Raw genomic sequence first — 26218 nt, 5'->3', positions numbered from 1 at the left:
CTTCTCCGCGGCGAGGCGCTGGCGCACCGCGTGCCCAAATAAGACATCGATAATGGATCAATTCGCCAAAGAGACTCTGCCAATCTCCCTCGAAGAGGAAATGCGCCGCTCGTATCTCGATTACGCGATGAGCGTGATCGTCGGGCGAGCACTTCCGGATGTTCGCGATGGCCTGAAGCCCGTGCACCGGCGCGTGCTCTACGCCATGCACGAGCTGAACAACGACTGGAACCGCGCTTACAAGAAGTCGGCGCGTATCGTCGGCGACGTCATCGGTAAGTACCACCCCCACGGCGACACGGCGGTCTACGACACGATCGTTCGTATGGCGCAGAACTTCTCGCTGCGCTACATGCTGGTCGACGGCCAGGGCAACTTCGGCTCCATCGACGGCGATAACGCCGCCGCCATGCGATACACCGAAATCCGCATGGCCAAGATCGGCCACGAACTGTTGGCCGACATCGACAAGGAAACCGTCGACTTCGGGCCGAACTACGACGGCAGCGAAAGCGAGCCGCAAATCCTGCCCGCGCGCATCCCGAACCTGCTGATCAACGGCTCGTCGGGTATCGCGGTCGGCATGGCCACGAACATCCCGCCGCACAACCTCAACGAAGTCGTCGACGCCTGCCAGCATCTGCTGAAGAATCCCGGGGCAACGATCGACGAATTGATCGAGATCATCCCCGCGCCCGATTTTCCGACCGCCGGCATCATCTATGGCGTCGCCGGCGTGCGCGACGGCTATCGCACCGGGCGCGGCCGTGTCGTGATGCGCGCGGCCACGCACTTCGAGGAGATCGACCGCGGCCAGCGCATGGCGATCATCGTCGACGAGCTGCCGTATCAGGTGAACAAGCGCTCGTTGCTCGAGCGCATCGCCGAGCTCGTCAACGAGAAGAAGCTCGAAGGCATCTCCGATATTCGCGACGAGTCCGACAAGAGCGGCATGCGCGTCGTGATCGAGCTCAAGCGCGGCGAAGTGCCCGAGGTCATTCTCAACAATCTTTATAAGGCGACGCAGCTCCAGGACACGTTCGGCATGAACATGGTCGCGCTGGTGGACAACCAGCCGAAGCTGCTGAACCTGAAGGAAATGCTCGAGCATTTCCTGTCGCACCGCCGCGAAGTGCTCACGCGGCGCACGGTGTACGAACTGCGCAAGGCACGCGAGCGCGGCCACGTGCTCGAAGGTCTCGCCGTTGCGCTCGCGAACATCGACGAATTCATCGAGATCATCAAGGCCGCGCCCACGCCGCCGATCGCGAAGCAGGAGTTGATGAACCGTTCGTGGGATTCGTCGCTCGTGCGCGACATGCTGACGCGCGCCGAGCAGGAGAACGCGGCGGCAGGCGGTCGCGAAGCCTACCGTCCGGAAGGGCTGAACCCGCAATATGGTATGCAGTCCGACGGTCTCTACCGTCTGTCCGACACGCAGGCGCAGGAAATCCTGCAAATGCGTCTGCAGCGCCTGACGGGCCTCGAGCAGGACAAGATCATCGGCGAGTACCGCGACGTCATGGCGCAGATCGCCGACCTGCTCGACATCCTTGCGCGCCCGGAGCGCGTAACGGCCATGATCTTCGACGAACTCACCTCGATCAAGAGCGAATTCGGCGACGCTCGCCGCTCGAAGATCGAGATGAACGCGACGGAGCTCAACACCGAAGACCTGATTACGCCGCAGGACATGGTCGTGACCATGTCGCACTCCGGTTACGTAAAATCGCAGCCGTTGTCGGAATATCGCGCCCAGAAGCGCGGAGGTCGCGGCAAACAGGCGACCCAGATGAAGGAAGACGACTGGATCGACACGCTCTTCATCGCCAACACGCACGATCACATCCTGTGCTTCTCGAATCGCGGGCGCGTGTACTGGGTGAAGGTGTACGAAGTGCCGCAGGGCTCGCGTAACTCGCGCGGCCGTCCGATCGTCAACATGTTCCCGCTGCAGGACGGCGAAAAGATCACGGTCGTGCTGCCGGTCAAGGAATTCTCCGCCGACAAGTTCGTGTTCATGGCTACGGCGCTCGGCACCGTCAAAAAGACGCCGCTCGAAGCTTTCAGCCGCCCGTTGCGCAAGGGTATTATTGCGGTCGGTCTTGACGACGGCGACTACCTGATCGGCGCCGCGATCACCGACGGCGAGCACGACGTGATGCTGTTCTCCGACGCCGGCAAGGCCGTGCGTTTCGACGAGAACGACGTGCGTCCGATGGGCCGCGAAGCGCGCGGCGTGCGCGGCATGCAGCTCGACGACGGTCAGCAGGTCATCGCGCTCCTCGTGGCGGGCGACGAGCAGCAGTCAGTGCTCACCGCAACCGAGAACGGCTATGGCAAGCGCACGCCGATCACCGAGTACACGCGCCACGGCCGCGGCACGAAGGGCATGATCGCGATCCAGACCTCGGAGCGCAACGGCAAGGTGGTTGCGGCAACGCTCGTCGACCCCGAAGCCGAGATCATGCTGATCACGACCACGGGTGTCCTGATCCGCACCCGCGTGTCGGAGATTCGCGAAATGGGCCGTGCAACGCAAGGTGTTACACTCATCAGCCTTGACGAAGGCACGAAGCTCTCGGGCCTGCAGCAGATCGCCGAGGCGGACGCCGAAGGCGAGGGCGAGCCGGGCGAAGGCGAAGCGTGATGCGTCATGTCGGCCCGCGAGAGTGTGCTTACGCGGGCCTTCAAGTCAGGTTTCAGCGAGTCTTGTTACTGTCAGTCAAATGAATGTTGCGCCGGGCGCGACGGTGAGCGGGCGAAAAAACGCCCCGCGGTCCGCGCGGCAACGCAGCCCGATTTAATTTCTCAAAGGGAGTAATGATGCAAAAACGATTCAAGCAGGTGATGTTGCTGGCCGCTCTCGTGCCGACGTTTGCCATGGCTCAGGCGCTCCAGAACCAGGCGCCCGCCCAGGCACCGGCCGCGGCCGCAGCACCCGTCGATCCGGCCAAGCAAGCCGCGATCAAGGACCTGCTCGACGCGATCGACGCACAGAAGCTCGTCGGCGCAATCGGCAACAGCGCCCAGATGCAAGCCAAGCAGCTCGTCCCGGCTATCCTGTCGGACGCGCTCTCGGAAAACAAGACGATGACGGACAAGCAGAAGCAGGCCGCCGTCCCGTCGCTGCAAAAGAACGCCGTGCCGAAGCTGGTTGACTCGGCGGGCCAGGTCTTCGCGACCGACTCGTTCAAGCAGGACGCCATGCAAGCTCAGTACGACGCATACGCGAAGTACTACAGCACGCAGGAAATCAAGGACCTGACCACGTTCTACCGCAGCCCGACGGGCCGCAAGTTCATTCAGGTTCAGGATCAGGTTGGCCGCGACGTCGTAAACAGCCTGATGCAGAAGTACATGCCGCAGTCGATCAAGGCGACGCGCGACCAGGCCGACAAGGAAGTCGCTTCGGTCAAGGTCGGCAAGTAAGCCTTCCGGCGCAGCGCGCCCTCTGGTCCGCCGTGAAGCACGGCATCGAGGCCGGGTCGGGCGCGTAGGCCAGGAAACCGCCGCCGCGCCGCGCGTGGCGGGTTCCGGGCGACAATGCGATAATGGCCGTTTGCGCGATGAGCGCAAGCGGCCATTTTCTTTTTCTGGCGTGTTTTCCGGCGGTTTTTGCCACAGCGCCTGCCTCGGGGATCCCATTACGATGCGCGTCTACAACTTCTCAGCCGGTCCGGCGGCATTGCCCGAAGAGGTCCTGCGTCAGGCCGCCGACGAAATGCTCGACTGGCACGGCAGCGGCATGGGCGTGATGGAAATGAGCCACCGCGGGCCGGAGTTCATGCAGATTCACAGCGAGGCGCTGCTCGACCTGCGCGAGCTGATGCAGGTGCCCGCGAGCCACCAGATCCTCTTCCTGCAAGGCGGCGGCATCGGCGAGAACGCGATCGTGCCGCTCAACCTGTTCGGTGCGAAGCCGCGCGCCGACTTCGTGATTACGGGCGCGTGGTCGCAGAAGTCGCAGAAGGAAGCGCTCAAGTATGGCGCGGCGCACATTGCCGCGACGGGCCGCACTGAGGCCGGCTTCACGCATTCGCCGCCGAAGAGCGAATGGCAGCTCTCCGACGACCCAGCCTACGTGCACCTGTGCACGAACGAAACGATCGACGGTGTCGAGACCTTCGAGATCCCGGACCTCGGCGATATTCCGCTCGTGGCCGACGCTTCGTCGCACATCCTGTCGCGCCCGATGGACATCGGCAAATACGGCGTGCTCTACGGCGGCGCGCAGAAGAACATCGGCATGGCGGGCGTGACGGTCGTGATCGTGCGCGAAGACCTGCTCGACCGCGCCATGCCGATTTGTCCGTCCGCGTTCGAATGGAAGACGGTGGCCGCGAACAACTCGATGTTCAACACGCCGCCCACCTACGCGATCTATATCGCCGGGCTCGTGTTCAAGTGGCTGAAGCGCCAGGGCGGTCTCGAAGTCATCGAGGCGCGCAATGTCGAAAAAGCGAAGCTGCTCTACGACACCATCGACGCGAGCAGCTTCTACATCAACAAGGTGGAGCGCCGCGCGCGCTCGCGGATGAACGTCCCGTTCTTCCTCGCCGACGAAACACGTAACGCAGATTTCCTCGCCGGCGCCAGGGAGCGCGGGCTGTTGCAGCTGAAGGGCCACAAGTCCGTCGGCGGCATGCGGGCATCGATTTACAACGCGGTGCCGCTCGAGGCAGTGAAGGCGCTGGTCGAGTACATGAAGGAATTCGAGGCGACGCACGCTTGAAGCACGCTTCTTCGTGCATCCTTTCCTATTGCCGGTTTCACGCATGGACGACGAACTCAACTCCCAACTCAAGCCGCTGCGCGAACGCATCGACGCGATCGACGCACAGCTTATCGCGCTTCTGAACCAGCGCGCCTCGGTCGCGCTCGAAGTCGGCGAGGTCAAGAAGCACTTCAACGCGCCGGTGTTCCGCCCGGAGCGCGAGATGCAGGTCATCGCGCGTCTGCAGGACATGAGCGAGGGCCCGCTCGGCAACGATCACATCAGCGCGATCTGGCGCGAGATCATGGCTGCGAGCCGCTCGCTCGAAAAGACGATTTCGGCGGCGTTCCTCGGGCCGGTGGGCACCTATAGCGAGCAGGCGATGTACCAGTACTTCGGTCAGTCGATCGAAGGGCTGCCGTGTCCGTCGATCGACGAGGTGTTCCGCTCGGTCGAGGCGGGTGCCGCCGAGTTCGGCGTCGTGCCGGTCGAGAATTCGACCGAGGGCGCCGTCTCGCGCACGCTCGACCTGTTCCTCGAAACACAGCTTGTGATCGGTGGCGAAATCGCGCTGCCGATCCAGCACAACCTGATGACGCGAAGCGGCAACCTGACCGGCGTGACGCGCGTGTGCGCGCACCCCCAGGCGCTCGCGCAGTGTCAGCACTGGCTCACGGCCAACGCGCCGCAACTCGAGCGCCAGAGCGTGTCGAGCAACGCCGAGGCCGCGCGTCTCGCGGCAGCCGACCCGGGCGTCGCCGCGATTGCCGGCGAGCGCGCCGCCACGCACTACGGCCTGCTCATCGCGAACGCACTGATCCAGGACGACCCGCACAACCGCACGCGTTTCGTGATGATCGGCAAGCAGCCGGCGGGCGCGACGGGCCGCGACCAGACTTCGATGATCGTGTCGGTCAAGAACGAGCCGGGCGCCGTGTACAAGCTGCTTGAGCCGCTCGCGCGCCACGGCGTCTCGATGACGCGTTTCGAGTCGCGTCCGGCGCGCCTTGGCAGCACGTGGGAGTACTACTTCTACATCGATTTCGAAGGCCATCGTGACGATCCCGCCGTGGCTGCGGCGCTCGACGAGCTCAGCAAGAAAGCCGCGTATCTGAAGATCCTCGGCTCGTATCCGCGCGCGCGCTAGGGCGCGGACGGCGCGGCACCGGGCCACGCGTTTCCGAGCCCGTCCCGAACAGGCTTCTGCATGCCAGCCAACGTGCCACCGCACGCTCGTCGCGGCCCTCGATCGAGCGTCAGGTCCGCGTGAGCGCGCAACTTTTACTTTTTCCGGTGACGTTGTGAGTGCGTTTTCCTTTAGCAAACTGGTGATTTTCGGCGTCGGTCTGATCGGCGGCTCGCTCGCTCGCGCGTTGCGCGAGCGCGGCCCGCAAACCCGTGACGGCGCGCAGGTGATCGGCGTGGGACGCAACGCGCGTTCGGTAGCGCGCGCGCTCGAACTCGGCGTGATCGATGCGGCCGCCACGCTCGACGACGAAGCGGCGCTCGCCGCCGCGCTCGCCGGCGCCGACATCGTGCTGATCGCCGCGCCGGTCGCCCAGACCCGCGCGCTGCTCGAACGCATCGCGCCGCACCTCGGCGCCGAAACCATCGTCACCGACGCGGGCAGCACCAAGAGCGACGTGATCGCCGCCGCGCGCGCCGCGCTCGGCGCGCGCATCGCACAGTTCGTGCCGGGGCATCCGATCGCGGGCCGCGAATCGAGCGGAGTCGACGCCGCGTTGCCCGACCTGTACGTCGGCCGCAATGTCGTGCTGTGCCCGCTCGTGGAGAATGCGCCGGCGTCGGTCGAACGCATTGCTGCGATGTGGCGCGCGGCGGGCGCCGTGATCGGCGAGATGCCGGCTGCGCAGCACGATCGCGTGTTCGCGGCGGTAAGTCATTTGCCGCATGTGTTGTCGTTCGCGCTCGTCGACCAGATCCTCGCGTCGCCCGACGCCCAGTTGAAGTTCTCTTTCGCGGCGGGCGGTTTCCGCGATTTCACGCGCATTGCGGCGTCGAGCCCCGAAATGTGGCGCGACGTATGCCTCGCGAACCGCGCCGCGCTGCTCGCCGAACTCGACAGCTACACTGAAGTGCTCGCGAAGCTGCGCGCCGCCATCGACGCCGGCGACGGCGCCGCGCTCGAAGCCGTATTCGCGCGCTCGCGCGCCGCGCGCGAGGCGTGGCAGGAGCGCGGCGGCAAGGGCGCGGCGGCGGCCGTCGAAACCGCGCCAGACCAGTAAGCAGGAATCAGCCGTGCGGCGCGAGCGCCGCCATTCAAGGCAATCTCAGGACACGCTCATGGAACACCTCGATCTCGGACCGTTCACCCGTGCGTCCGGCACGATCCGTCTACCCGGCTCGAAGAGCATCTCGAACCGCGTGCTGCTGCTCGCCGCGCTGGCCGAGGGCGAAACGACCATCACGAATCTGCTCGATTCCGACGATACGCGCGTGATGCTCGACGCACTCGAAAAGCTCGGCGTGAAGCTCAAGCGCGACGACGACACCTGTGTCGTGCAGGGCACGCGCGGCGCGTTTACGGCGGTGCGCGCGGATCTTTTCCTCGGCAATGCGGGCACGGCGGTGCGTCCGCTCACGGCCGCGCTCGCGGTGAACGGCGGCGACTACCGCATTTTCGGCGTGCCGCGCATGCATGAGCGGCCGATCGGCGATCTCGTCGACGGCCTGCGCCAGATCGGCGCGAAGATCGACTACGAAGAGAACGAGGGCTACCCGCCGCTGCGCATCCGACCGGCGGCGATTTCCGTCGAGGCGCCCATCCGTGTGCGCGGCGACGTATCGAGCCAGTTCCTAACGGCGCTCCTCCTCACCCTGCCGCTCGTGCGCGCCAAGGACAGCGTGACGATCGTCGAGGTGGACGGCGAACTGATCTCCAGGCCCTATATCGAGATCACGATCAAGCTGATGGAGCGCTTCGGCGTGAAGGTCGAGCGCCATGGCTGGCATCGCTTCGAGATCCCGGCCGGCGTGCGCTACCAGTCGCCGGGCAAGATCATGGTGGAAGGCGATGCGTCGTCGGCGTCGTACTTCCTCGCCGCGGGCGCGATCGGCGGCGGCCCCGTGCGCGTGGAGGGCGTCGGGCGCGCGAGCATCCAGGGCGATGTGGGTTTCGCGGCGGCCCTCGGGCGCATGGGCGCGAATGTGACGATGGCCGACGACTGGATCGAGGTGCGCGGCATCGGCAACGATCACGGCAAGCTCGACCCCATCGACATGGACTTCAACCTGATTCCGGACGCGGCCATGACGATCGCGGTGGCGGCGCTCTTCGCGGACGGCGCGACCACGTTGCGCAACATCGCGAGCTGGCGCGTGAAGGAAACCGACCGCATCGCGGCAATGGCGAGAGAACTGCGCAAGGTCGGCGCCAACGTGGAAGAGGGCCCCGACTATCTGGTCGTGCGACCGCCCGAAAAGCTCACGCCGAACGCCGCGATCGACACCTATGACGACCACCGCATGGCGATGTGCTTCTCGCTCGTGAGCCTCGGCGGCGTGCCGGTGCGCATCAACGACCCGAAGTGCGTCGGCAAGACGTTTCCCGATTATTTCGAGCGCTTCCTCGCGCTCGCACAACCTTGATTGACCAGAAGCCGAGTACCGTTGCCGCATGAAATCAACCCGTCCCTTTTATCCGACGCCCGTCATCACGATCGACGGCCCGACCGCTTCCGGCAAGGGCACAGTGGCCGCGCTGGTCGCCGCGCATCTTGGCTTTCACCTGCTCGACAGCGGCGCGCTCTACCGGCTCGCGGCGCTGGCGAGCGTGCGCTACGCTCTCGCGGCCGACGACGCGGACGGCCTTGCGAAGCTGATCGACGATCTCCATATCACGTTCCGCGAGGGGCTTGCGCAGCTCGACGGCGTTGACGTTTCGAACGAGATCCGCGCCGAGGAAGTGGGCAACCGGGCCTCGATGATCGCCGCGCACCCCAGCGTCCGCGCGGCGCTGGTGGCGCGCCAGCGGGCGTTTCGCAAGCTTCCCGGACTCGTGGCGGACGGCCGCGACATGGGCACCGTCATCTTTCCGGACGCCGTGCTGAAGGTGTTTTTGACGGCCAGCGTGGAGGCTCGCGCGGCCCGCCGGTATAAGCAATTGATCCAAAAAGGTTTTTCTGCTAATATGGATGACTTGCTTCGGGATTTGCGTGAACGCGACGCGCGCGACAGTAACCGTGCGGCCGCGCCGCTCAAGCCCGCAGCGGATGCGCAGCTTCTCGATACCTCGGCGCTGTCCATCGACCAGGCGGTCGAACAGGTGGTGCAGTGGTATCAGGCATTGCCCGTGCGGTGAGTCCGATTTCGGTCCGGCAAACGCGGCAAAGCGCGACCGAAAGAGCAGTAAAGCAGTCGTTGTCGTTGTTGTGTACCTGTTGGTGCTCCGTGTCATGCCGAAAAAGGCGGCGGAGCGTATGTCAACCCTTTAACCCCGTATGGCTTTTGCATTTTCGCCGTGAACTCGCGTTCCGGCATCAACGCCCCGCAGTCAAGACTGGCTGCCGGTGCAGCGAAAACCATGCAAATCCAGATTTTTATGTCCGACCTGCAAACCTCCACCCCGAATACCGAATCTTTCGCGGCTCTGTTCGAAGAGTCGCTGACCCGCCAGGACATGCGCGCCGGCGAAGTCATCTCCGCTGAAGTCGTGCGCGTCGACCACAACTTCGTGGTCGTCAACGCAGGTCTCAAGTCCGAGGCCTACATTCCCATCGAGGAATTCCTGAACGACCAGGGCGAAGTGGAGGTTCAGGCGGGCGATTTCGTTTCCGTCGCGATCGACGCGCTGGAAAACGGCTACGGCGACACGATCCTGTCGCGCGACAAGGCCAAGCGTCTCGCTTCGTGGCTGTCGCTGGAAAAGGCCCTCGACAACAACGAACTCGTGACCGGCACGATCACGGGCAAGGTCAAGGGCGGCATGACCGTCATGGTCAACGGCATCCGCGCGTTCCTGCCGGGTTCGCTCGTCGACACGCGTCCGGTCAAGGACACGACGCCGTACGAAGGCAAGACGCTCGAATTCCGCGTCATCAAGCTGGACCGCAAGCGTAACAACGTCGTGCTGTCGCGCCGCGCGGTGATCGAAGCCACGCAAGGCGAAGAGCGCGCGAAGCTGCTCGAAACGCTGAAGGAAGGCGCGATCGTCAACGGCGTGGTCAAGAACATCACCGACTACGGCGCGTTCGTGGACCTCGGCGGCATCGACGGCCTGCTGCACATCACCGACATCGCATGGCGCCGCGTGCGTCACCCGAGCGAAGTTCTCTCGGTTGGCCAGGAAGTCACCGCGAAGATCCTCAAGTTCGACCAGGAAAAGAACCGCGTTTCGCTCGGCATCAAGCAACTGGGCGACGATCCGTGGGAAGGCATCTCGCGCCGCTACCCGTCGGGCACGCGCCTGTTCGGCAAGGTCACGAACATCACCGACTACGGCGCGTTCGTCGAAGTCGAGTCGGGCATCGAAGGCCTCGTCCACGTCTCGGAAATGGACTGGACCAACAAGAACGTTGCGCCGTCGAAGGTTGTCCAGCTGGGCGACGAAGTCGAAGTCATGGTCCTCGAGATCGACGAAGACCGCCGCCGTATCAGCCTCGGCATGAAGCAGTGCAAGCCGAATCCGTGGGATGACTTCAGCCGCAACTTCAAGAAGGGCGACAAGATCCAGGGCGCCATCAAGTCGATCACCGACTTCGGCGTGTTCATCGGTCTGCCCGGCGGCATCGACGGCCTGGTCCATCTCTCGGATCTGTCGTGGTCGGAAGCTGGCGAAGAAGCCGTTCGCAAGTACAAGAAGGGCGACGAAGTCGAGGCCGTGGTTCTGGGCATCGACGTCGAGAAGGAACGCATTTCGCTCGGCATCAAGCAGCTCGAAGGCGACCCGTTCAGCAACTTCGTTGCTGTCAACGACAAGGGTTCGATCGTCGACGGTACGGTCAAGTCGGTCGACGCCAAGGGCGCTGTGATTACGCTGAACGCGGACGTCGAAGGCTACCTGCGTGCTTCGGAAATCGCGCAAGACCGCGTGGAAGATGCCCGCAACGTGCTGAAGGAAGGCGACAAGGTCAACGCGATGATCATCAACATCGATCGCAAGTCGCGTGGCATCAACCTGTCGATCAAGGCGAAGGACTCGGCCGAGCAGCAAGAAGCGCTGCGCAGCATGTCGGCTGATGCGGGTTCGGCTGCCACCGGCACGACCAACCTCGGCGCGCTGCTGAAGGCCAAGCTCGACGGCCAGAACCAGTAAAGCCTCAAACGGGGGCAAGCTGAAGTATGACCAAATCTGAATTGGTCGCGCAGCTGGCTACGCGATTTCCGCAACTTGTTCTCAAGGACGCGGATTTCGCGGTCAAGACGATGCTCGATGCGATGTCCGAGGCGCTTGCCAAGGGCCATCGCATCGAAATTCGCGGCTTTGGCAGCTTTGGCCTGAATCGTCGGCCGTCGCGCGTCGGGCGCAATCCCAAGTCGGGTGAAAAAGTGCTGGTGCCTGAGAAGTACGTGCCGCACTTCAAGCCGGGCAAGGAACTGCGCGAACGCGTGGACCGCAATTCGGGCGAGCCGCTGAAGGCGGAAGAGCCGGACGACGACCTGTAAGCGCTCGATCGGTTCGGATCGGGCAATTGCGGTCGTCGGCGGTCAATGCCAGATGGCCAGAACGCATGGACCGGTAAAAAAACGCCGGGGTGAATAACCCCGGCGTTTTTTTTGTCCGCGCTTTTTGGACGACGTTTGCCTCAGCACGCCGTATTGATCTGCGCTCTGCGGTCGCTCTCACATGCCGGTGCGCGAGCCGTTCAATTACAATACGGGACACTTCGGCGCGGCCCATGCTGCGGCGCAGCATGCCGGCCTTGCCGGTGCCTTCCGCAACTGCCAAGAGAATCCTTCATGAGATTGATCGCCTGGGTGATCCGTGTGCTGGTGTTCGTGCTGCTGCTCGTGCTCGCACTCGCCAACACGCAAACCGCGACGCTGAATTTTCTGGCCGGCTATGCGTGGCAGGCTCCGCTGATCCTGATCGGCCTCGCGTTTTTCGTCGTCGGCTTGCTGGCGGGGCTGCTTTCGGCGCTGCCCGGCGTGTTCCGGCTGCGCATGGAAAACGGGCGCCTCAAACGCGATCTGCGTGTCGCGCGCGAGACGCCCGTGCCGAGCGCGGAGCCGCCGCTGCCGCCGCTCATCTGAATAGTATTGCCGTGCCGCGCGCCTCCCGGCGTGCGGATGATTTTCCGCTCACACCATCGCTCGCATGGATCTCGATTTCTGGTGGCTACTCGTCATTCCCGTTGCGTTCGCGCTCGGATGGATGGCGTCGCGCTACGACCTGAAGGCACTGCTTTCCGAAAGCGCCACGTTGCCGCGCTCGTATTTCCGCGGCCTGAATTTCCTGCTCAACGAGCAGCCGGACAAGGCCATCGACGCGTTCATCGAAGTCGCGAAGCTCGATCCCGAAACCGTCGAACTGCACTTCGCGCTGGGCAATCTGTTTCGCCGCCGCGGCGAGACCGATCGTGCGATCCGCGTGCATCAGAATCTGCTTTCGCGTTCCGACCTCCCCGCGAACGAGCGCGATCACGCGCTCTATGAGCTGGGTCAGGACTTCCTCAAGGCCGGCATGCTCGATCGCGCCGAGGAGACCTTCGGCAAGCTCAAGTCGGGCGACTTCGCGCTCGGTGCGCAGCGTGCGCTGCTCGCGATCTACGAGATCGAAAAGGACTGGAACCGCTGTATCGACACCGCGCGTCACCTCGAAACCATGGGTGCGGCGTCGCTCGACCTCGAAATCGCGCAGTTCCATTGCGAGCTCGCGCAGGAGGCGCTCCAGCAGAAGAAGCCGGACGAGGCTCGCCGTCAGCTCGCGCTCGCACTCAAAGCCAACTCGCAGAACGTGCGCGCGACGATCCTCGCGGGCGATGTCGATGCCGCGAGCGGCGCCCCCGACTCCGCGCTCGCCCACTGGCGCGAGGTCGAGGCGCAGAATCCCGCGTATCTGCCGCTCGTCGCCGAGAAGGTCATGAAGGCCTACGAGGCGCTCGGCCGCGCCGAAGAAGGCGCGCATGTGCTCATTGCGTGGGTCGATGCGTATCCGTCGAACGACTTGCTCGACGTCGCCTATAAGTATGTGGCCGAGCTGCGCGGCGCCGACGCGGCACACGCGCTCGCGCGCACGCAGATGCAGAAGTCGCCGAATCTCGCCGGCATGGCGCGTCTGCTCGAGGCTCAGCAGGCTACGGCCGAAGAGCCACGCCGCAGCGAACTCGGGCTGATGCGCAAGCTGCTCCAGCAGCGCACCAAGAACCTGCCTCGCTACACCTGCCAGAACTGCGGCTTTCGGGCGCGCCTCTTCTACTGGCAATGTCCGGGCTGCAGCGGCTGGGAAACCTATGCGCCGCGCCGCGTCGAGCCGGTTCCCGCGTCGAGCTGAGCCCGGGCGCGCGCCCCAGCCGGGCGCCTCACAGTCATCCCATCATCAGCATCTGTCACCGGAGCGCCTATGAAGATCACCATTGTCGGTACCGGCTACGTCGGCCTCGTTACCGGTGCGTGCCTTGCCGAAATCGGCCACGACGTGTTTTGCCTCGATGTCGATCCGCGCAAGATCGAAATCCTCAATGGCGGCGGCGTGCCGATTCACGAGCCGGGCCTGCTCGAACTCATCGCGCGAAACCGCGCGGCCGGGCGCATCACGTTTTCCACCGACGTCGAGGCGAGCGTCGAACACGGCGACGTGCAATTCATCGCCGTGGGCACGCCGCCCGACGAAGACGGCTCCGCCGACCTTCAATACGTGCTCGAGGCGGCGCGCAGCATCGGCCGCTACATGAATGGCTTCAAGGTGATCGTCGACAAGTCGACGGTGCCGGTCGGCACGGCGCAAAGGGTGCAGGGCGTGGTTGCCGAAGAACTCGCGAAGCGCGGCCTCGCGGGCAGCGAGGCGCACCGCCTCTCGGTCGTCTCGAACCCCGAGTTCCTCAAAGAGGGCGCGGCCGTGGACGACTTCATGCGCCCGGACCGCATCATCATCGGCCTCGACGAAGACGAGAACGGCAACGCGGCACGCGAGAAGATGAAGCGTCTCTACGCGCCGTTCAACCGCAACCACGAGCGCACGATCTACATGGACGTGCGTTCCGCCGAATTCACGAAATACGCGGCCAACGCCATGCTCGCCACGCGCATCTCGTTCATGAACGAGATGGCGAATCTCGCCGATCGCGTGGGCGCCGACATCGAGTCGGTGCGCCGGGGCATCGGTTCCGATCCGCGCATCGGCTATCACTTTCTCTATGCGGGCTGCGGTTATGGCGGCTCGTGTTTCCCGAAGGACGTGCAGGCGCTGATCCGCACGGCTGCGGAGTCGGGCCAGAACCTGCGCGTGCTCGAAGCGGTCGAGGAGGTGAATCACGGGCAGAAGGAAGTGCTCGTGAAGAAGATCGTCGGCGCGTGCGGCGAAGATCTGGGCGGCAAGCGCTTCGCGGTGTGGGGCCTTGCGTTCAAGCCGAACACCGACGACATGCGCGAAGCGCCGAGCCGCCGTCTGATCGCCGATTTGCTCGCGCGCGGCGCGACGGTCGTGGCGTGGGACCCGGTCGCGGCGGAGGAGGCGAGGCGCGTGTTCGCGCTCGATCTCGCCCACGTGCCGGAGCAGCATGCGCGCCTCACGTTCGCGTCCAGCCAGGACGACGCGCTCACGGGCGCGGACGCGCTCGTGATCGTCACCGAATGGACGGCCTTCAAGGCGCCCGATTTCGCGCACTTGAAGAAGGTGCTCAAGGCGCCGCGTATCTTCGACGGACGCAATCTCTACGAGCCCGACGCGATGGCGGAGCTCGGCATTGACTATCACTCGATTGGGCGACCCCATGTCACTCCCGCAAATTCCGCAGCCTGAAACCGCGCTGACTCCCGCCATGGCGTCCGAAGTGCGCGTCGTGCCGCGCGAGAAGCTCGCCGCCTCGCGCGTGCTGGTGGTGGGCGACGTCATGCTCGATCGCTACTGGTTCGGCGACGTCAACCGCATCTCGCCGGAGGCGCCGGTGCCGGTCGTGCACGTGCAGCGCAAGGAAGACCGCCTCGGCGGCGCGGCGAACGTGGCGCGCAACGCGGCCGCGCTTGGCGCCCATGCCGGTCTCCTCTGCGTGGTGGGTCACGACGAGCCCGGCGAGCGCATTGTCGAGCTGCTCGGCGAGAGTCACGTGAACGCGTACCTCGAACGCGATCCCGCGTTGCCGACCACCATCAAGTTGCGCGTGCTGTCGCGCCAGCAGCAGTTGTTGCGCATGGACTTCGAGAACACGCCCGCGCATGAGATCCTGCTCGCCGGCCTCGCGCGCTTCGACGCGCTGCTGCCCACCTACGACGTGATCCTGCTTTCCGACTACGCGAAGGGCGGACTCACGCACGTCACGCAAATGATTTCGAAGGCGCGCGCCGCGGGCAAGGCGGTGCTCGTCGACCCCAAGGGCGACGACTGGGAGCGCTACCGCGGCGCGAGCCTCATCACCCCGAACCGTGCGGAACTGCGCGAAGTGGTGGGCACGTGGAAGTCGGAGGAGGATCTGCTCGCGCGCGTGACGAAGCTGCGCCGCGAGCTGCAGTTCGATGCGCTGCTGCTCACGCGCTCGGAAGAGGGTATGACGCTCTTTTCCGACGCCGGCGTGCTGCACGCGGCGGCCGATGCACGCGAAGTGTATGATGTCTCGGGCGCCGGCGACACCGTGATCGCGACCGTCGCGGTCATGCTCGGCGCGGGCTTGCCGCTCGTCGAGTGCGTCGCGCTCGCGAACCGCGCGGCCGGCATCGTGGTCGGCAAGCTCGGTACGGCCACCGTCGACTACGACGAACTCTTTCAATAACGTGCCGCGCGCATCCGCGCGGCGCTCGCGTGCCGGCCGGGATTTCCGCAGCGTTTTTCCGGCCGGGCATCAACCTCGCGCGAACCTCGTCACCGCAGACCTATCATGACTCTCATCGTCACCGGCGCGGCCGGCTTCATCGGCAGCAACCTCGTGAAGGCGCTGAACGACCGCGGCGAAGACCGCATCATCGCCGTCGACAATCTCACCCGCGCAGACAAGTTCAGGAATCTCGTCGATTGCGAGATCGACGACTACATCGACAAGACCGAGTTCGTCGAGCGCTTCGCGCGCGGCGATTTCGGCGATGTGCGCGCGGTATTCCACGAAGGCGCCTGTTCGGACACCATGGAAACCGACGGCCGCTACATGATGGACAACAACTTCCGCTACAGCCGCGCCGTGCTCGACGCCTGCCTCACGCAGCGCGTGCAGTTTCTGTATGCGTCGTCGGCGGCGATCTATGGCGGCTCGAGCCGCTTCGTCGAGGAGCGCGAGGTGGAAGCGCCGCTCAACGTGTACGGCTATTCGAAGTTCCTGTTCGACCAGGTGATTCGCCGCGTGTTGCCCACGGCGCAAAGCCAGATTGCGGGCTTTCGCTACTTCAACGTCTACGGTCCGCGCGAAACGCACAAGGCGCGCATGGCGTCGGTGGCGTTCCACAACTTCAACCAGTTCCGCGCGGAAGGCAAGGTGAAGCTGTTCGGCGAGTACAACGGCTACGCGCCGGGCGAGCAGACGCGCGATTTCGTTTCCGTCGAGGACGTGGTGAAGGTCAATCTGTTCTTCTTCGATCACCCGGAGAAGACGGGCATCTTCAATCTGGGCAGCGGACGGGCGCAGCCGTTCAACGACATCGCCACGACGGTGGTGAACACGCTGCGCGCGATGGAGGGCAAGCCTGCGCTCACGCTCGAAGAGCAGGTCAAGGAAGGCCTGATCGAGTACGTTCCGTTCCCCGATGCATTGCGCGGCAAGTATCAATGCTTCACGCAGGCCGACCAGACGAAGCTGCGCGCGGCGGGCTACGACGCGCCGTTCCTGACGGTGCAGGAAGGCGTGGATCGCTACGTACGTTGGCTTTCCGGCCAGGTGTAACGCAAAGCCGCGACTTCATAAACTGGACTCTCCTCGCCGGCGATGGTCGCCGGCGTATCTACGGAGATCCAGCATGTTCCGAAAATTCCTTGCGGCGGCCGCGCTTCTGGCCGTACTCGGCCACGCCTTCGCGGCCGTGGACGTCAACACCGCCAACGAAGACGCGCTTCGCGGCATCAAGGGCATCGGGCCCGCGCGCGCCAAGGCCATTCTCGACGAGCGCGGCGCGCACGGCCCGTACAAGGATGCCGCTGACCTCGGCAAGCGTGTGAAGGGCATGGGCGGCCACACCGTCGAACGTTTGCAGGCCGAAGGATTGTCGGTCGGTCCCGCCAATGCGCAGTCGGCGCAGGCGAAGATCGCGCAGGCCTCGCCCGCAAAGGCAGGCGCGCAGCAGCCGGCTGCCGTGGCGGTCAAGAAGTAGGCGCCGTCTTCCGTTTTGTCCCGCGCGTTTTGCGTCACCGTCGCGGGGTCACAGTCTCCTTCAGGTGTCGCTTCGGCGACGTTGACCCGCGGCCTGGGCCGCGGGCTTTTTGCCGCGCGCCGTTGCGCGTTGTTGTGCGCTCCCATGTGCTCCCGCGAGGCGTTGCCGCTCGTGCGCCGCCTACGCCCATACGGGCAGCAGGGGACCCACTGCGATCGCTGGCTGCGTGGTTTAGAATCGACGGATCACGTCATTGCGCCTCACTGCCATCTCCATGCCCTACAAGACCATTGAAGACACGATCGGCAATACGCCGCTCGTGCAGCTCGTCCGCTTGCCGGACGACGAAGTCCGCGCACGCAACAACGTCGTTCTGGCCAAGCTGGAAGGCAACAACCCGGCTGGGTCGGTGAAAGACCGCCCCGCGCTCTCGATGATCCGCAAAGCCGAAGAGCGCGGCCGCATCAAGGCGGGCGACACGCTCATCGAGGCGACGAGCGGCAATACGGGCATCGCGCTCGCCATGGCGGCGGCTATCCGCGGCTACAAGATGGTGCTCATCATGCCGGAGGACCTTTCGGTCGAGCGCCGCCAGAGCATGGCCGCCTACGGCGCCGACATCATGCTCACGCCGGTGAAAGGCGGCATGGAATATGCCCGCGACCTCGCCGAGCAGATGCAGCGCGACGGCAAGGGCATCATCCTCGACCAGTTCGCGAACCCCGACAATCCGCTTGCGCACTACGAGGGCACCGGGCCCGAAATCTGGCGCGACACGGAAGGGCGCATCACGCACTTCGTCTCGTCGATGGGGACTACCGGCACGATCATGGGCACGTCCCAGTTCCTCAAGGAAAAGAATCGGGCTATCGAGATCGTGGGTGCGCAGCCGGAGGAAGGCTCGCGCATTCCGGGCATTCGCAAGTGGCCCGAAGCCTATATGCCGAAGATCTTCGACCGCAGCCGCGTCGATCGCGTGGAGAACGTGAGCCAGGCCGCCGCCGAAAACATGGCGCGTCGTCTTGCCGCAGTCGAGGGCATTTTCGCCGGCATTTCCTCGGGCGGTGCATGCGAGGTCGCGATGCGCCTGGCGCGCCAGGTCGAAAACGCGACGATCGTGTTCATCGTCTGCGATCGTGGCGACCGCTATCTGTCTACGGGCGTGTTTCCGGCTTGACTGAAGCGCACAGGTAAAAAAAACGGCCTTCGGTGTTTCCGAAGGCCGTTTTGCTTGGGGCTGCCGAGCTCAGTCGTGTTGTCCGGCGGGTGCGGTGCCCGCGGCGGTCGTGTTGCCGGGGACGCTGTTCATGCCATTGCCGTTTCCATTGCCGTTCGACGGACCCACGCCCACGCCGGGCTGCGTCGCGAGCATTTGCGCTTTCACGCGCATGCCAAGCTGATACACCGCGAGGGCATAGAAAAAGCTGCGGTTATAGCGTGTCAGCACGTAGAAATTCCTGAGCCCGAGCATGTATTCGGTGCCGCGGCCCGGCGTGGGCAAGTCGATGACCGTGACGGGCGTGCCCGCCTCGGCGGCGATGTCCACGTCCGGCTGGTCGAGCACGAGGCCCGAACGCAGCAACTGGCTGAGCGGCCAGCGCGGTTCGGGCTTGCCGTCCGCTGCGGCCTGCGCGATGCCGAGGCTCCCCGCATCGGACGCGATCTTCCACACGACGGGCCGGCCCGTTTCCCAGCCGTTCTGCCGCAGATAATTCGCCACGCTGCCGATCGCATCGGACTGGCTCGCGCGCAAGTCGATATGGTTGTTGCCTTCGTAATCGACGGCGTATTGCACGATGCTGCTCGGCAGGAACTGCGGAATGCCGATCGCGCCCGTGTACGAACCGAGCACCGACGATGGGTCGATCTGCGCGTCGCGCGTCCACACGAGATAGTCCTCGAGGTTCTTGCGGAACGTCGCCATGCGGTCGGCGCGGTTAGGCGTGTCCGGGTAATCGAACGCGAGCGTCGTGAGCGCGTCGAGCACGCGGAAATTGCCCATGTAGCGCCCGTAGATCGTCTCCACGCCGATGATGCCGACGATCACTTCGGGCGCCACACCGAACTCTTCCGACGCGCGCTGCAGCGTGGCCTGGTTCTGGCGCCAGAAGCGCACGCCCGCATTGATGCGCACCGGGTCGAGGAAGCGCGCCTGATAGGCGCGCCAGTTCTTGATGCCCGGAACGGGCGAGGGCGTGACGAGCTTCACCGCCGTCGCCGAATAGTTCGCGCTCGCGAAGAGCGCGTGCAGCGCCGTCGGATCGAAGTCGTAGCGCGCCACCATGTCGTTGATGAAGCCGTCGACGTCCGGATTGTTCGCGTAGCGCTGCGGGACGATTTCCTCCTCGAACGTCTGACCCTGCTGCGTGGGCGTTTGCGGTTGCGCCTGGGCGAGCGTGAGCGGCGTCTGTCGCGTTATCGGCGCGGAAGTCTGCGCGCGCGCCGCTCCGGTACACAACGACGCCGCGACGCAAAGCGCGAGTCCGAAGGTCGTGTGGCGTGGGCGGCTGGAGGCGGACAGAGCGGTCTTGAGCGTCATGAGCGAGAGGGGGGAGAGCGGTCCAAAGATCCCGGGCAGTATAACCGAGCGACTTGAGCGAATTGGGCCCTTGCGTGCCGCGGCGGCGCGTGTGCGCCCGGTCGCTGTGGTAACGTGATGTCTGATCGCGCGCCGGCCGGCGCGCCACCAGACAAAAGACAGAAGGAGACCCGCGGCCGCGCCCGTGCGCGCCAGGCCCGCGGCCAGTGCGACTCATGACGACCGGTTTCTTCTCTCACCCCGACTGCCTGCTGCACGAGATGGGCGAATGGCATCCCGAATGCCCGGCGCGCCTGCAGGCCATCGAAGACCAACTGATTGCCAGCCGCATCGACGCGCTGATCGAGCGCGACGAATCGGCGCCGCTTGCCACCGAAGCAGACCTCCTGCGCGTGCACACCCAGGCGCACATCGACTTCATCCGTAGCACCGCGCCCACCGAAGGCTACGCGAGCATCGACGCCGACACGCTGATGAATCCGCACACGTGGCAGGCAGCGCTGCGCGCGGCGGGCGCGGCGATAGCCGCCACCGACGCGGTCGTCGCGGGACGCTACGAAAACGCGTTCTGCGCCGTGCGCCCGCCCGGCCATCACGCGGAGCCCGCGCGCGCGATGGGTTTCTGTTTTTTCAACAATGTGGCGGTCGCGGCGCGCCATGCGCTCGAGGTCCATGGTCTCGAACGTGTGGCGATCATCGATTTCGACGTGCATCACGGCAACGGCACCGAAGCGGCATTCGCGGGCGACTCGCGCGTGCTGATGTGCAGCTTCTTCCAGCATCCGTTCTATCCCTACTCGGGCGCGGAGAACACGGCGCCGAACATGGTCAACGTGCCGGTCGCGGCGCGCACGAAGGGCATGGAAGTGCGCGAAGCCATCGACATCATGTGGCTACCCCGGCTGCACGAGTTCAAACCGGAGATGGTGTTCATTTCGGCCGGCTTCGACGCACACCGCGAGGACGATCTCGGCAACCTCGGGCTCGTCGAGGACGACTACGCATGGATCACCGAACAGATTCGCGAGATCGCGGGCCGCTATGCGAAGGGGCGCATCGTGAGCTGCCTCGAAGGCGGCTATAACCTTTCGGCGCTGGGCCGCAGCGTGGTTGCGCATCTGCGCGTGCTGGCGGATATCTAGCGCGGCCCGCGTCACCCGCCATCGACATCGAACGAAGGAGACGTGCAACATGAGTGCTGTTCCGTCCGCATCGCCGTCGTCCTCCGGCGCCGCGCCGCTCGTCGAAGTCACGCGCGACGCGTACGGCATACCGGGCGTCGTGCGTCTCACGCTCAATCGCCCCGATGCGTTCAACGCGCTGTCCGAAGCCCTTATCGACGCGTTGCAGGCCGAACTCGCCGCGCTGGCGAAATCGGACGCGCGCGTGGTCGTGATCGCGGCGGCGGGGCGAGCGTTCTGCGCGGGCCACGATCTTCGCGAGATGCGCGCGGCGCCGTCGCATGGCTACTACGCGAGGCTGTTCGAGCGCTGCTCGAAGATGATGCTGGCGATCCAGAAGATGCCGCAGCCCGTCATCGCGCGCGTGCAGGGCGTGGCGACGGCGGCCGGCTGCCAGCTCGTCGCGATGTGCGACCTCGCGGTGGCGGCGGATTCGGCGCGCTTTGCCGTGTCGGGCATCAATCTCGGCCTGTTTTGCTCGACGCCCGCCGTGCCGCTCTCGCGCAACGTTTCGCGCAAGGCGGCCTTCGAGATGCTGATGACTGGCGAATTCATCGACGCGCAAGCGGCGCTGCGCGAGGGCCTCGTGAACCGCGTGGTCGCCGCCGGCGAACTCGATGCCGCCGTGACGGCGCTGGCCGCGAGCATCTGCGCGAAGCCGCGCGAGGCGGTCGAGGCGGGCAAGGGCCTGTTCTACCGGCAGCTCGAAATGGGTATCGAAGCCGCGTATCAGCTAGCCGGGCAGACCATGGCGTGCAACATGATGACCGACCCCGCGCTCGACGGCGTGCAGGCGTTCATCGAAAAACGCGGGGCGAAATAGCGCGGCGGCTGCCGGTCAGCTATGCCGGTCGATCCAGTCCAGCATTGCGCCGATCACGCGTTCGCGGTCGAGATCGTTGAGCGTTTCGTGATAGCTGCCTTCGTAGAGCGTGAGCGTGCGATCGGGCGATCCCACGGTCGCGCCGAACGCGCGGCTGCCTTCGGGCTCGGTGAGCTTGTCCTCGGTGCCGTGCCAGATCAGCACGGGTACGCGCAACTGCGCGCGGCCCGCTTCGATGCGCTTCATCGCTTCCAGCAACTGCGCACCCGTGCGAGCGGGAATCGCGCCGTGATGCACGAGGGGATCGGCGCGATTGGCTTCGGCCACCGCGGCGTCGCGCGCGAGCAGCGCGGCGTCGATTCTCATGGCCGGAAAGCGCGGCCAGATCGCGCTGACGACGCGGCTCGCGGCGATCATCCATGCGGGTACGTCGCGGCCCGGCGCGAGCGCCGGGCTCGAAAGCAGCAGGCCCGCGAGCGGCATACCGGTTTGCGGCAAGCGCTCGATGGCATGGAGCGCGGCGATGGCGCCGCCCATGCTGTGTCCCATCAGGAAGAGTGGCGTTCGCTGCGCGGCGCATTGCGCGCTCGCATGGGCGAGGAGCGCTTGCGTATCGTCGAGGTATTCGTCGAAGCGCGCGACCCACGTGCGGCGTCCGGGGGCGCGCCCATGGCCGCGCAGGTCGACTGCGTAGACACGTCGATGGCCGCAGCATTGAGCCTGGCGGCAAGCGCCGCATGGCGGCCGGCATGTTCAGCCAGGCCATGAACCAGTGCAAGGGCTGCGCGCGGCGGCGTTTTCGTGCGCCAGACGTAGAGCGGTAGTTCGACGCCGTCGCGCGTGCGCAGTGTCGAGCGTTCGGGGCCGGCGGCCTGGGTCGAAGCGGGTGCGCCGATCTTCTGACTCGTTTCCATCTCATTCCCTGGTGGGCGGTTCGTTGTCGGTGACAGCTCCGGCAGCAGTGTAGTGGCCGCCTGAGCCGCGGCGCGCCGCAAACGTCCTCTAATGCATGGGCGTTATGAAAGTATCGAAATTGATTATTAAAAGGAATTTTGCATGCCAGGGTAAAATGGCGGGCTAAATCCAGTCCAGCAAACGGCGGCTATCTGCCGGCGCGACGCGTTTTCCGTCCTCAAAAGGTGCGGACCATGCGAGCGGCGCGCGGCACATCCGCCGTTTCTTTTTTCCATGATCGAAATTCGAAACGTGTCCCAGCGCTTCGCCGGCCCACAAGGCTGGATCGAGGCGCTGCATAACGTCAATCTGACGGTTCCGCCGGGCGAAGTGTTCGGCATCATCGGGCGCAGCGGCGCGGGCAAGAGCACGCTCGTGCGCACCATCAACCTGCTCACGCGGCCCACAGAGGGCGACATCGTCGTCAACGGGCGAACGCTCACGTCGCTCTCGTCGGCCGACCTGCGCGAGGCGCGCCGCGAGATCGGCATGATCTTCCAGCACTTCAACCTGCTGTCGTCGCGCACGGTGTTCGACAACGTTGCGCTGCCGCTCGAACTCGCGGGCGCGAAGCGCGCGCAGATCGACGAAACCGTGCTGCCGCTGCTCGAACTCGTCGGCCTGACGGCGCAAAAGGATCGCTATCCGTCGCAGATCAGCGGCGGCCAGAAGCAGCGCGTGGGCATCGCGCGCGCGCTCGCGAGCAAGCCGAAAGTGCTGCTTTCCGATGAAGCGACCTCCGCGCTCGACCCTGAAACCACGCGCGCGATTCTCGACCTGCTGCGCAAGATCAATCGCGAACTGAACCTGACGATCGTGATGATTACGCACCAGATGGAAGTCATCAAACAGGTCTGCGACCGCGTGGCCGTGCTCGACGCGGGCCGCGTCGTGGAGACGGGCCCCGTGATCGACGTGTTCCTGCAGCCGCGCCACGACGTGACGCGCGCGCTGCTCGGCGACGTGATCGCCCAGGAACTGCCGCCCGCGCTGAAGGCGCGCGTGGCCGAGCGCCTCACGAAGGGCAACGGGCACCTGCTGCGCCTCGCCTTCACGGGCACGGGCGTCGACCAGCCGGTGCTTTCGGAGACGATTCGCCGCTTCGAGCTCGATTTCAACATCCTGCACGGGCAGATCGACGAGATCCAGGGGCAGGCGTTCGGCTCGCTCGCGGTGCTCGCGGGCGGCGAGCCGGCAAAGGTGGCGCAGGCCATTGCGTGGCTGCGCGAGCAAGGCGTGGTGGTGGAGGAGCTGTCCCATGTGGAGTGAAATGTTCGACATGTTCGTCCAGTCGTTCTGGGAGACGCTCGTCATGGTGGGCATCTCGGGGCTCGTGGGCGCGGCCGTCGGCCTGCCGCTCGGCGTGCTGCTCTATCTCACCGACCGCGACGGCGTGCTCCAGAACCTCGCCGCGAATCGCGCGATGGGCGTGGTCGTCAACGCGGTGCGCTCGACGCCGTTCATCATCCTGCTCGTCGCGGTGATTCCCTTCACGCGCCTCGTGGTGGGCTCGTCGATCGGCACGGCGGCCGCCATCGTGCCGCTCACCATCGCCGCGGCGCCGTTCATCGCGCGTCTCGTCGAAGCGGCGCTGCGCGAAGTCGACCGCGGTCTCATCGAGGCCGCGCAGGCGATGGGCGCAAGCACGAGCCAGATCGTCTTCAAGGTGCTGCTGCCCGAGTCGCTGCCGGGCGTGGTGGCCGGGCTCACGATCACGTTCATCTCGCTCGTCGGCTATTCGGCGATGGCGGGCGCGATCGGCGGCGGCGGTCTCGGCGACCTCGGCATCCGCTACGGCTATCAGCGCTTCGAGCCCGAAGTCATGCTGATCGTCGTCGTGATCCTGATCGTGTTCGTGCAGCTCGTGCAGTCGTTCGGCGACTGGCTCGTGCGGCGGCTGAGCCATAAATAAGCCTTAAAACAAGCGCTCTTTCGATCAACATAACTACACAGGACAAAGGTTTGGTATGCAACGTCGTTTCATGATCCGGCTCGCGGCGGCGCTCGGTGCCGCCTCGCTCATCGCCCCGCTTTTTGCGCCGGTCACGGCGCACGCGGACGAAACCATCAAGGTAGGCGTGACGGGCGGCCCGCACGAGCAGGTGATGGAAGTCGTGAAGAACGTGGCCGCGAAGAACGGCCTGAACATCAAGATCGTCGAGTTTTCCGACTACGTGCAGCCGAACGCGGCGCTCGCGGGCGGCGATCTCGACGCGAACAGCTACCAGCACGCGCCGTATCTCGATGCGCAGGTAAAGGATCGCGGCTACAAGCTCATCAAGATCGCGGACACGGTCACGTTCCCGATGGGCATTTATTCGAAGAAGATCAAGTCGCTGGCCGACCTGAAGCCGGGCGCGCGCATTGCCGTGCCGAACGATCCGACGAACGGCGGCCGTGCGTTGCTGCTGCTGCAGAAGCAGGGCCTCATCAAGTTGCGCGCCGATGCCGGCCTGAAGGCGACGCCGCTCGACATCGTGGAAAACCCCAGGAAGCTGAAGATCGTCGAACTCGACGCCGCGCAGATTCCGCGCTCGCTCGACGACGTGGACGCCGCCGCGATCAACACGAATTTCGCGATGGAAGCAGGTCTGAAGCCGAAACAGGACGCGATCGCAATCGAAGACCCGAAGGGCCCGTACGTGAACGTCCTTGCGATTCGCGAGGCCGATCGCAACAAGCCGTGGGTAGCGAAACTGGTGGCTGCGTACCACTCGCCGGAGGTGAAGCAATTCATCGATGCGAAGTTTGGCGGCGCGGTCATTTCTTCCTGGTAAGCGGCTTGACGCCGTGAGTTTAGAGATATCGGTCGGCGCCCGGGCTTGAAGCCCGGGTTTTTTTCACCGTAAAATCGCACGATCGTTCGATATTGGTGACCCGTGGCGGCAGGGTGGTTCGTAAAAAATGCAGGCGGCAGATCGGCCTTACGGAGGCTATCGCTATAATGTCCGCCAGGTTGACGTATTCGTAACTTCGGAGCATGTGAATGAAAGTCCTTGTGCCAGTCAAACGCGTAGTCGATTACAACGTGAAGGTCCGTGTGAAGTCGGACGGCACGGGCGTCGACATCGCCAACGTGAAGATGTCGATGAACCCGTTCGACGAAATCGCCGTGGAAGAAGCGGTGCGGTTGAAGGAAGCCGGTGTCGCGACCGAAGTGATCGCGGTGTCCGCAGGGGTCGCCCAGGCGCAGGAAACGCTGCGCACGGCGCTCGCCATCGGCGCGGACCGCGCGATCCTCATCGAGTCCAGTGAAGACCTCCAGCCGCTCGCGGTCGCCAAGCTCCTGAAGGCGCTGGTCGACAGGGAGCAGCCGCAACTGGTGATCCTCGGCAAGCAGGCCATCGACGACGATTCGAACCAGACCGGCCAGATGCTCGCCGCGCTGGCCGGCTTGCCGCAGGCCACCTTCGCGTCGAAGGTGGTCGTGGCTGACGGCAAGGCCACCGTGTCGCGCGAAGTGGATGGCGGCGCGGAAACGCTGTCGCTGACGCTCCCCGCAGTGGTCACGACCGACCTTCGCCTGAACGAGCCGCGCTACGTGACGCTGCCGAACATCATGAAGGCGAAGAAGAAGCCGCTCGAAACGATCAAGCCCG

At 65.0% G+C, this 26218-nt stretch carries 23 protein-coding genes and 1 pseudogene; 22 read left to right on the top strand and 2 right to left on the bottom strand.

What is annotated here, in order from left to right:
• The first annotated feature begins 52 nt into the window (after positions 1–52).
• The 16 genes from gyrA (at position 53) to cysM (ending at position 18299) form a co-directional block, all read left to right on the top strand.
• Positions 53–2650 carry a DNA gyrase subunit A gene (gyrA, locus tag BLU17_RS26005; RefSeq protein WP_092003423.1) on the top strand — a complete coding sequence of 866 codons (2598 nt, stop codon included), beginning with the start codon at positions 53–55 and terminating at the stop codon, positions 2648–2650.
• A 176-nt stretch (positions 2651–2826) separates the two neighbouring features.
• Complete coding sequence (locus BLU17_RS26000; protein ID WP_092003624.1) at positions 2827–3432, top strand: DUF2059 domain-containing protein; 606 nt, start codon at positions 2827–2829, stop codon at positions 3430–3432.
• Positions 3433–3652: 220 nt separating this feature from the next.
• Positions 3653–4735 carry a 3-phosphoserine/phosphohydroxythreonine transaminase gene (gene serC / locus BLU17_RS25995; RefSeq protein WP_092003419.1) on the top strand — a complete coding sequence of 361 codons (1083 nt, stop codon included), beginning with the start codon at positions 3653–3655 and terminating at the stop codon, positions 4733–4735.
• Positions 4736–4778: 43 nt separating this feature from the next.
• Positions 4779–5864, top strand: coding sequence for a prephenate dehydratase (gene pheA, locus BLU17_RS25990; RefSeq protein WP_092003416.1), 1086 nt, complete (start codon positions 4779–4781; stop codon positions 5862–5864).
• Positions 5865–6018: 154 nt separating this feature from the next.
• Positions 6019–6963, top strand: a complete 945-nt coding sequence (locus BLU17_RS25985; protein ID WP_092003413.1) for a prephenate dehydrogenase — start codon at positions 6019–6021, stop codon at positions 6961–6963.
• Positions 6964–7021: 58 nt separating this feature from the next.
• On the top strand, positions 7022–8326 hold the full coding sequence (gene aroA, locus BLU17_RS25980) for a 3-phosphoshikimate 1-carboxyvinyltransferase (protein WP_092003411.1): 1305 nt from the start codon (positions 7022–7024) through the stop codon (positions 8324–8326).
• A 28-nt stretch (positions 8327–8354) separates the two neighbouring features.
• Complete coding sequence (cmk, locus tag BLU17_RS25975; protein ID WP_092003408.1) at positions 8355–9038, top strand: (d)CMP kinase; 684 nt, start codon at positions 8355–8357, stop codon at positions 9036–9038.
• A 222-nt stretch (positions 9039–9260) separates the two neighbouring features.
• On the top strand, positions 9261–10991 hold the full coding sequence (gene rpsA / locus BLU17_RS25970; RefSeq protein WP_342713866.1) for a 30S ribosomal protein S1: 1731 nt from the start codon (positions 9261–9263) through the stop codon (positions 10989–10991).
• Between the two features lie 26 nt (positions 10992–11017).
• The gene (locus BLU17_RS25965) at positions 11018–11341 is read left to right on the top strand and encodes an integration host factor subunit beta (protein WP_092003404.1); all 324 of its coding nucleotides are present in this window, start codon (positions 11018–11020) and stop codon (positions 11339–11341) included.
• 294 nt (positions 11342–11635) lie between these two features.
• Entirely contained in the window at positions 11636–11929 is a 294-nt protein-coding gene (locus BLU17_RS25960; protein WP_092003402.1) for a lipopolysaccharide assembly protein LapA domain-containing protein, read from the top strand.
• Between the two features lie 64 nt (positions 11930–11993).
• The gene (lapB, locus tag BLU17_RS25955; RefSeq protein ID WP_092003399.1) at positions 11994–13169 is read left to right on the top strand and encodes a lipopolysaccharide assembly protein LapB; all 1176 of its coding nucleotides are present in this window, start codon (positions 11994–11996) and stop codon (positions 13167–13169) included.
• A gap of 69 nt (positions 13170–13238) precedes the next feature.
• A complete protein-coding gene (locus BLU17_RS25950) occupies positions 13239–14636 on the top strand; it encodes a UDP-glucose dehydrogenase family protein (protein WP_092003396.1) in 1398 nt (465 codons plus the stop codon).
• A gap of 19 nt (positions 14637–14655) precedes the next feature.
• Positions 14656–15600, top strand: a complete 945-nt coding sequence (gene rfaE1 / locus BLU17_RS25945) for a D-glycero-beta-D-manno-heptose-7-phosphate kinase (RefSeq protein ID WP_245747018.1) — start codon at positions 14656–14658, stop codon at positions 15598–15600.
• Between the two features lie 105 nt (positions 15601–15705).
• Positions 15706–16698, top strand: coding sequence for an ADP-glyceromanno-heptose 6-epimerase (gene rfaD, locus BLU17_RS25940; RefSeq protein ID WP_092003391.1), 993 nt, complete (start codon positions 15706–15708; stop codon positions 16696–16698).
• Positions 16699–16771: 73 nt separating this feature from the next.
• The gene (locus tag BLU17_RS25935; protein ID WP_092003388.1) at positions 16772–17122 is read left to right on the top strand and encodes a ComEA family DNA-binding protein; all 351 of its coding nucleotides are present in this window, start codon (positions 16772–16774) and stop codon (positions 17120–17122) included.
• Between the two features lie 274 nt (positions 17123–17396).
• Positions 17397–18299 (top strand): cysteine synthase CysM, encoded by a 903-nt coding sequence (gene cysM, locus BLU17_RS25930; RefSeq protein WP_092003385.1) that lies wholly within the window; start codon positions 17397–17399, stop codon positions 18297–18299.
• Between the two features lie 69 nt (positions 18300–18368).
• On the opposite strand, the gene mltB is transcribed toward cysM, so the two are convergent.
• On the bottom strand, positions 18369–19661 hold the full coding sequence (gene mltB, locus BLU17_RS25925; RefSeq protein WP_092003382.1) for a lytic murein transglycosylase B: 1293 nt from the start codon (positions 19659–19661) through the stop codon (positions 18369–18371).
• Between the two features lie 215 nt (positions 19662–19876).
• Here mltB and BLU17_RS25920 point away from each other — a divergent pair, with 215 nt between their 5' ends.
• Entirely contained in the window at positions 19877–20803 is a 927-nt protein-coding gene (locus BLU17_RS25920; protein WP_092003379.1) for a histone deacetylase family protein, read from the top strand.
• Positions 20804–20852: 49 nt separating this feature from the next.
• Positions 20853–21665, top strand: a complete 813-nt coding sequence (locus tag BLU17_RS25915; RefSeq protein WP_092003377.1) for an enoyl-CoA hydratase — start codon at positions 20853–20855, stop codon at positions 21663–21665.
• 15 nt (positions 21666–21680) lie between these two features.
• On the opposite strand, the pseudogene BLU17_RS25910 reads toward BLU17_RS25915, so the two are convergent.
• Positions 21681–22513 (bottom strand): annotated as a pseudogene (locus BLU17_RS25910) (lysophospholipase).
• A gap of 340 nt (positions 22514–22853) precedes the next feature.
• Between BLU17_RS25910 and BLU17_RS25905 the strand changes: the two are divergent.
• From BLU17_RS25905 to BLU17_RS25890, 4 genes are all read left to right on the top strand, one after another.
• A complete protein-coding gene (locus BLU17_RS25905; RefSeq protein WP_092003374.1) occupies positions 22854–23888 on the top strand; it encodes a methionine ABC transporter ATP-binding protein in 1035 nt (344 codons plus the stop codon).
• Positions 23878–24531, top strand: coding sequence for a methionine ABC transporter permease (locus BLU17_RS25900; RefSeq protein ID WP_092003371.1), 654 nt, complete (start codon positions 23878–23880; stop codon positions 24529–24531). The genes BLU17_RS25905 and BLU17_RS25900 overlap by 11 nt, the downstream gene beginning before the upstream one ends.
• Before the next feature lie 55 nt (positions 24532–24586).
• Positions 24587–25396 (top strand): MetQ/NlpA family ABC transporter substrate-binding protein, encoded by an 810-nt coding sequence (locus tag BLU17_RS25895; protein ID WP_092003368.1) that lies wholly within the window; start codon positions 24587–24589, stop codon positions 25394–25396.
• A gap of 209 nt (positions 25397–25605) precedes the next feature.
• Positions 25606–26218 (top strand): electron transfer flavoprotein subunit beta/FixA family protein (locus BLU17_RS25890; protein ID WP_092003365.1); only part of this gene is annotated, 613 nt, incomplete at its 3' end.

The sequence above is a fragment of the Paraburkholderia lycopersici genome (genome assembly GCF_900096975.1).
In the GTDB taxonomy this organism is placed as follows: domain Bacteria; phylum Pseudomonadota; class Gammaproteobacteria; order Burkholderiales; family Burkholderiaceae; genus Paraburkholderia; species Paraburkholderia lycopersici.
The sequence above is the reverse complement of the archived record's forward strand: the minus strand, read 5'-3'. Positions and strand labels throughout refer to the sequence as shown.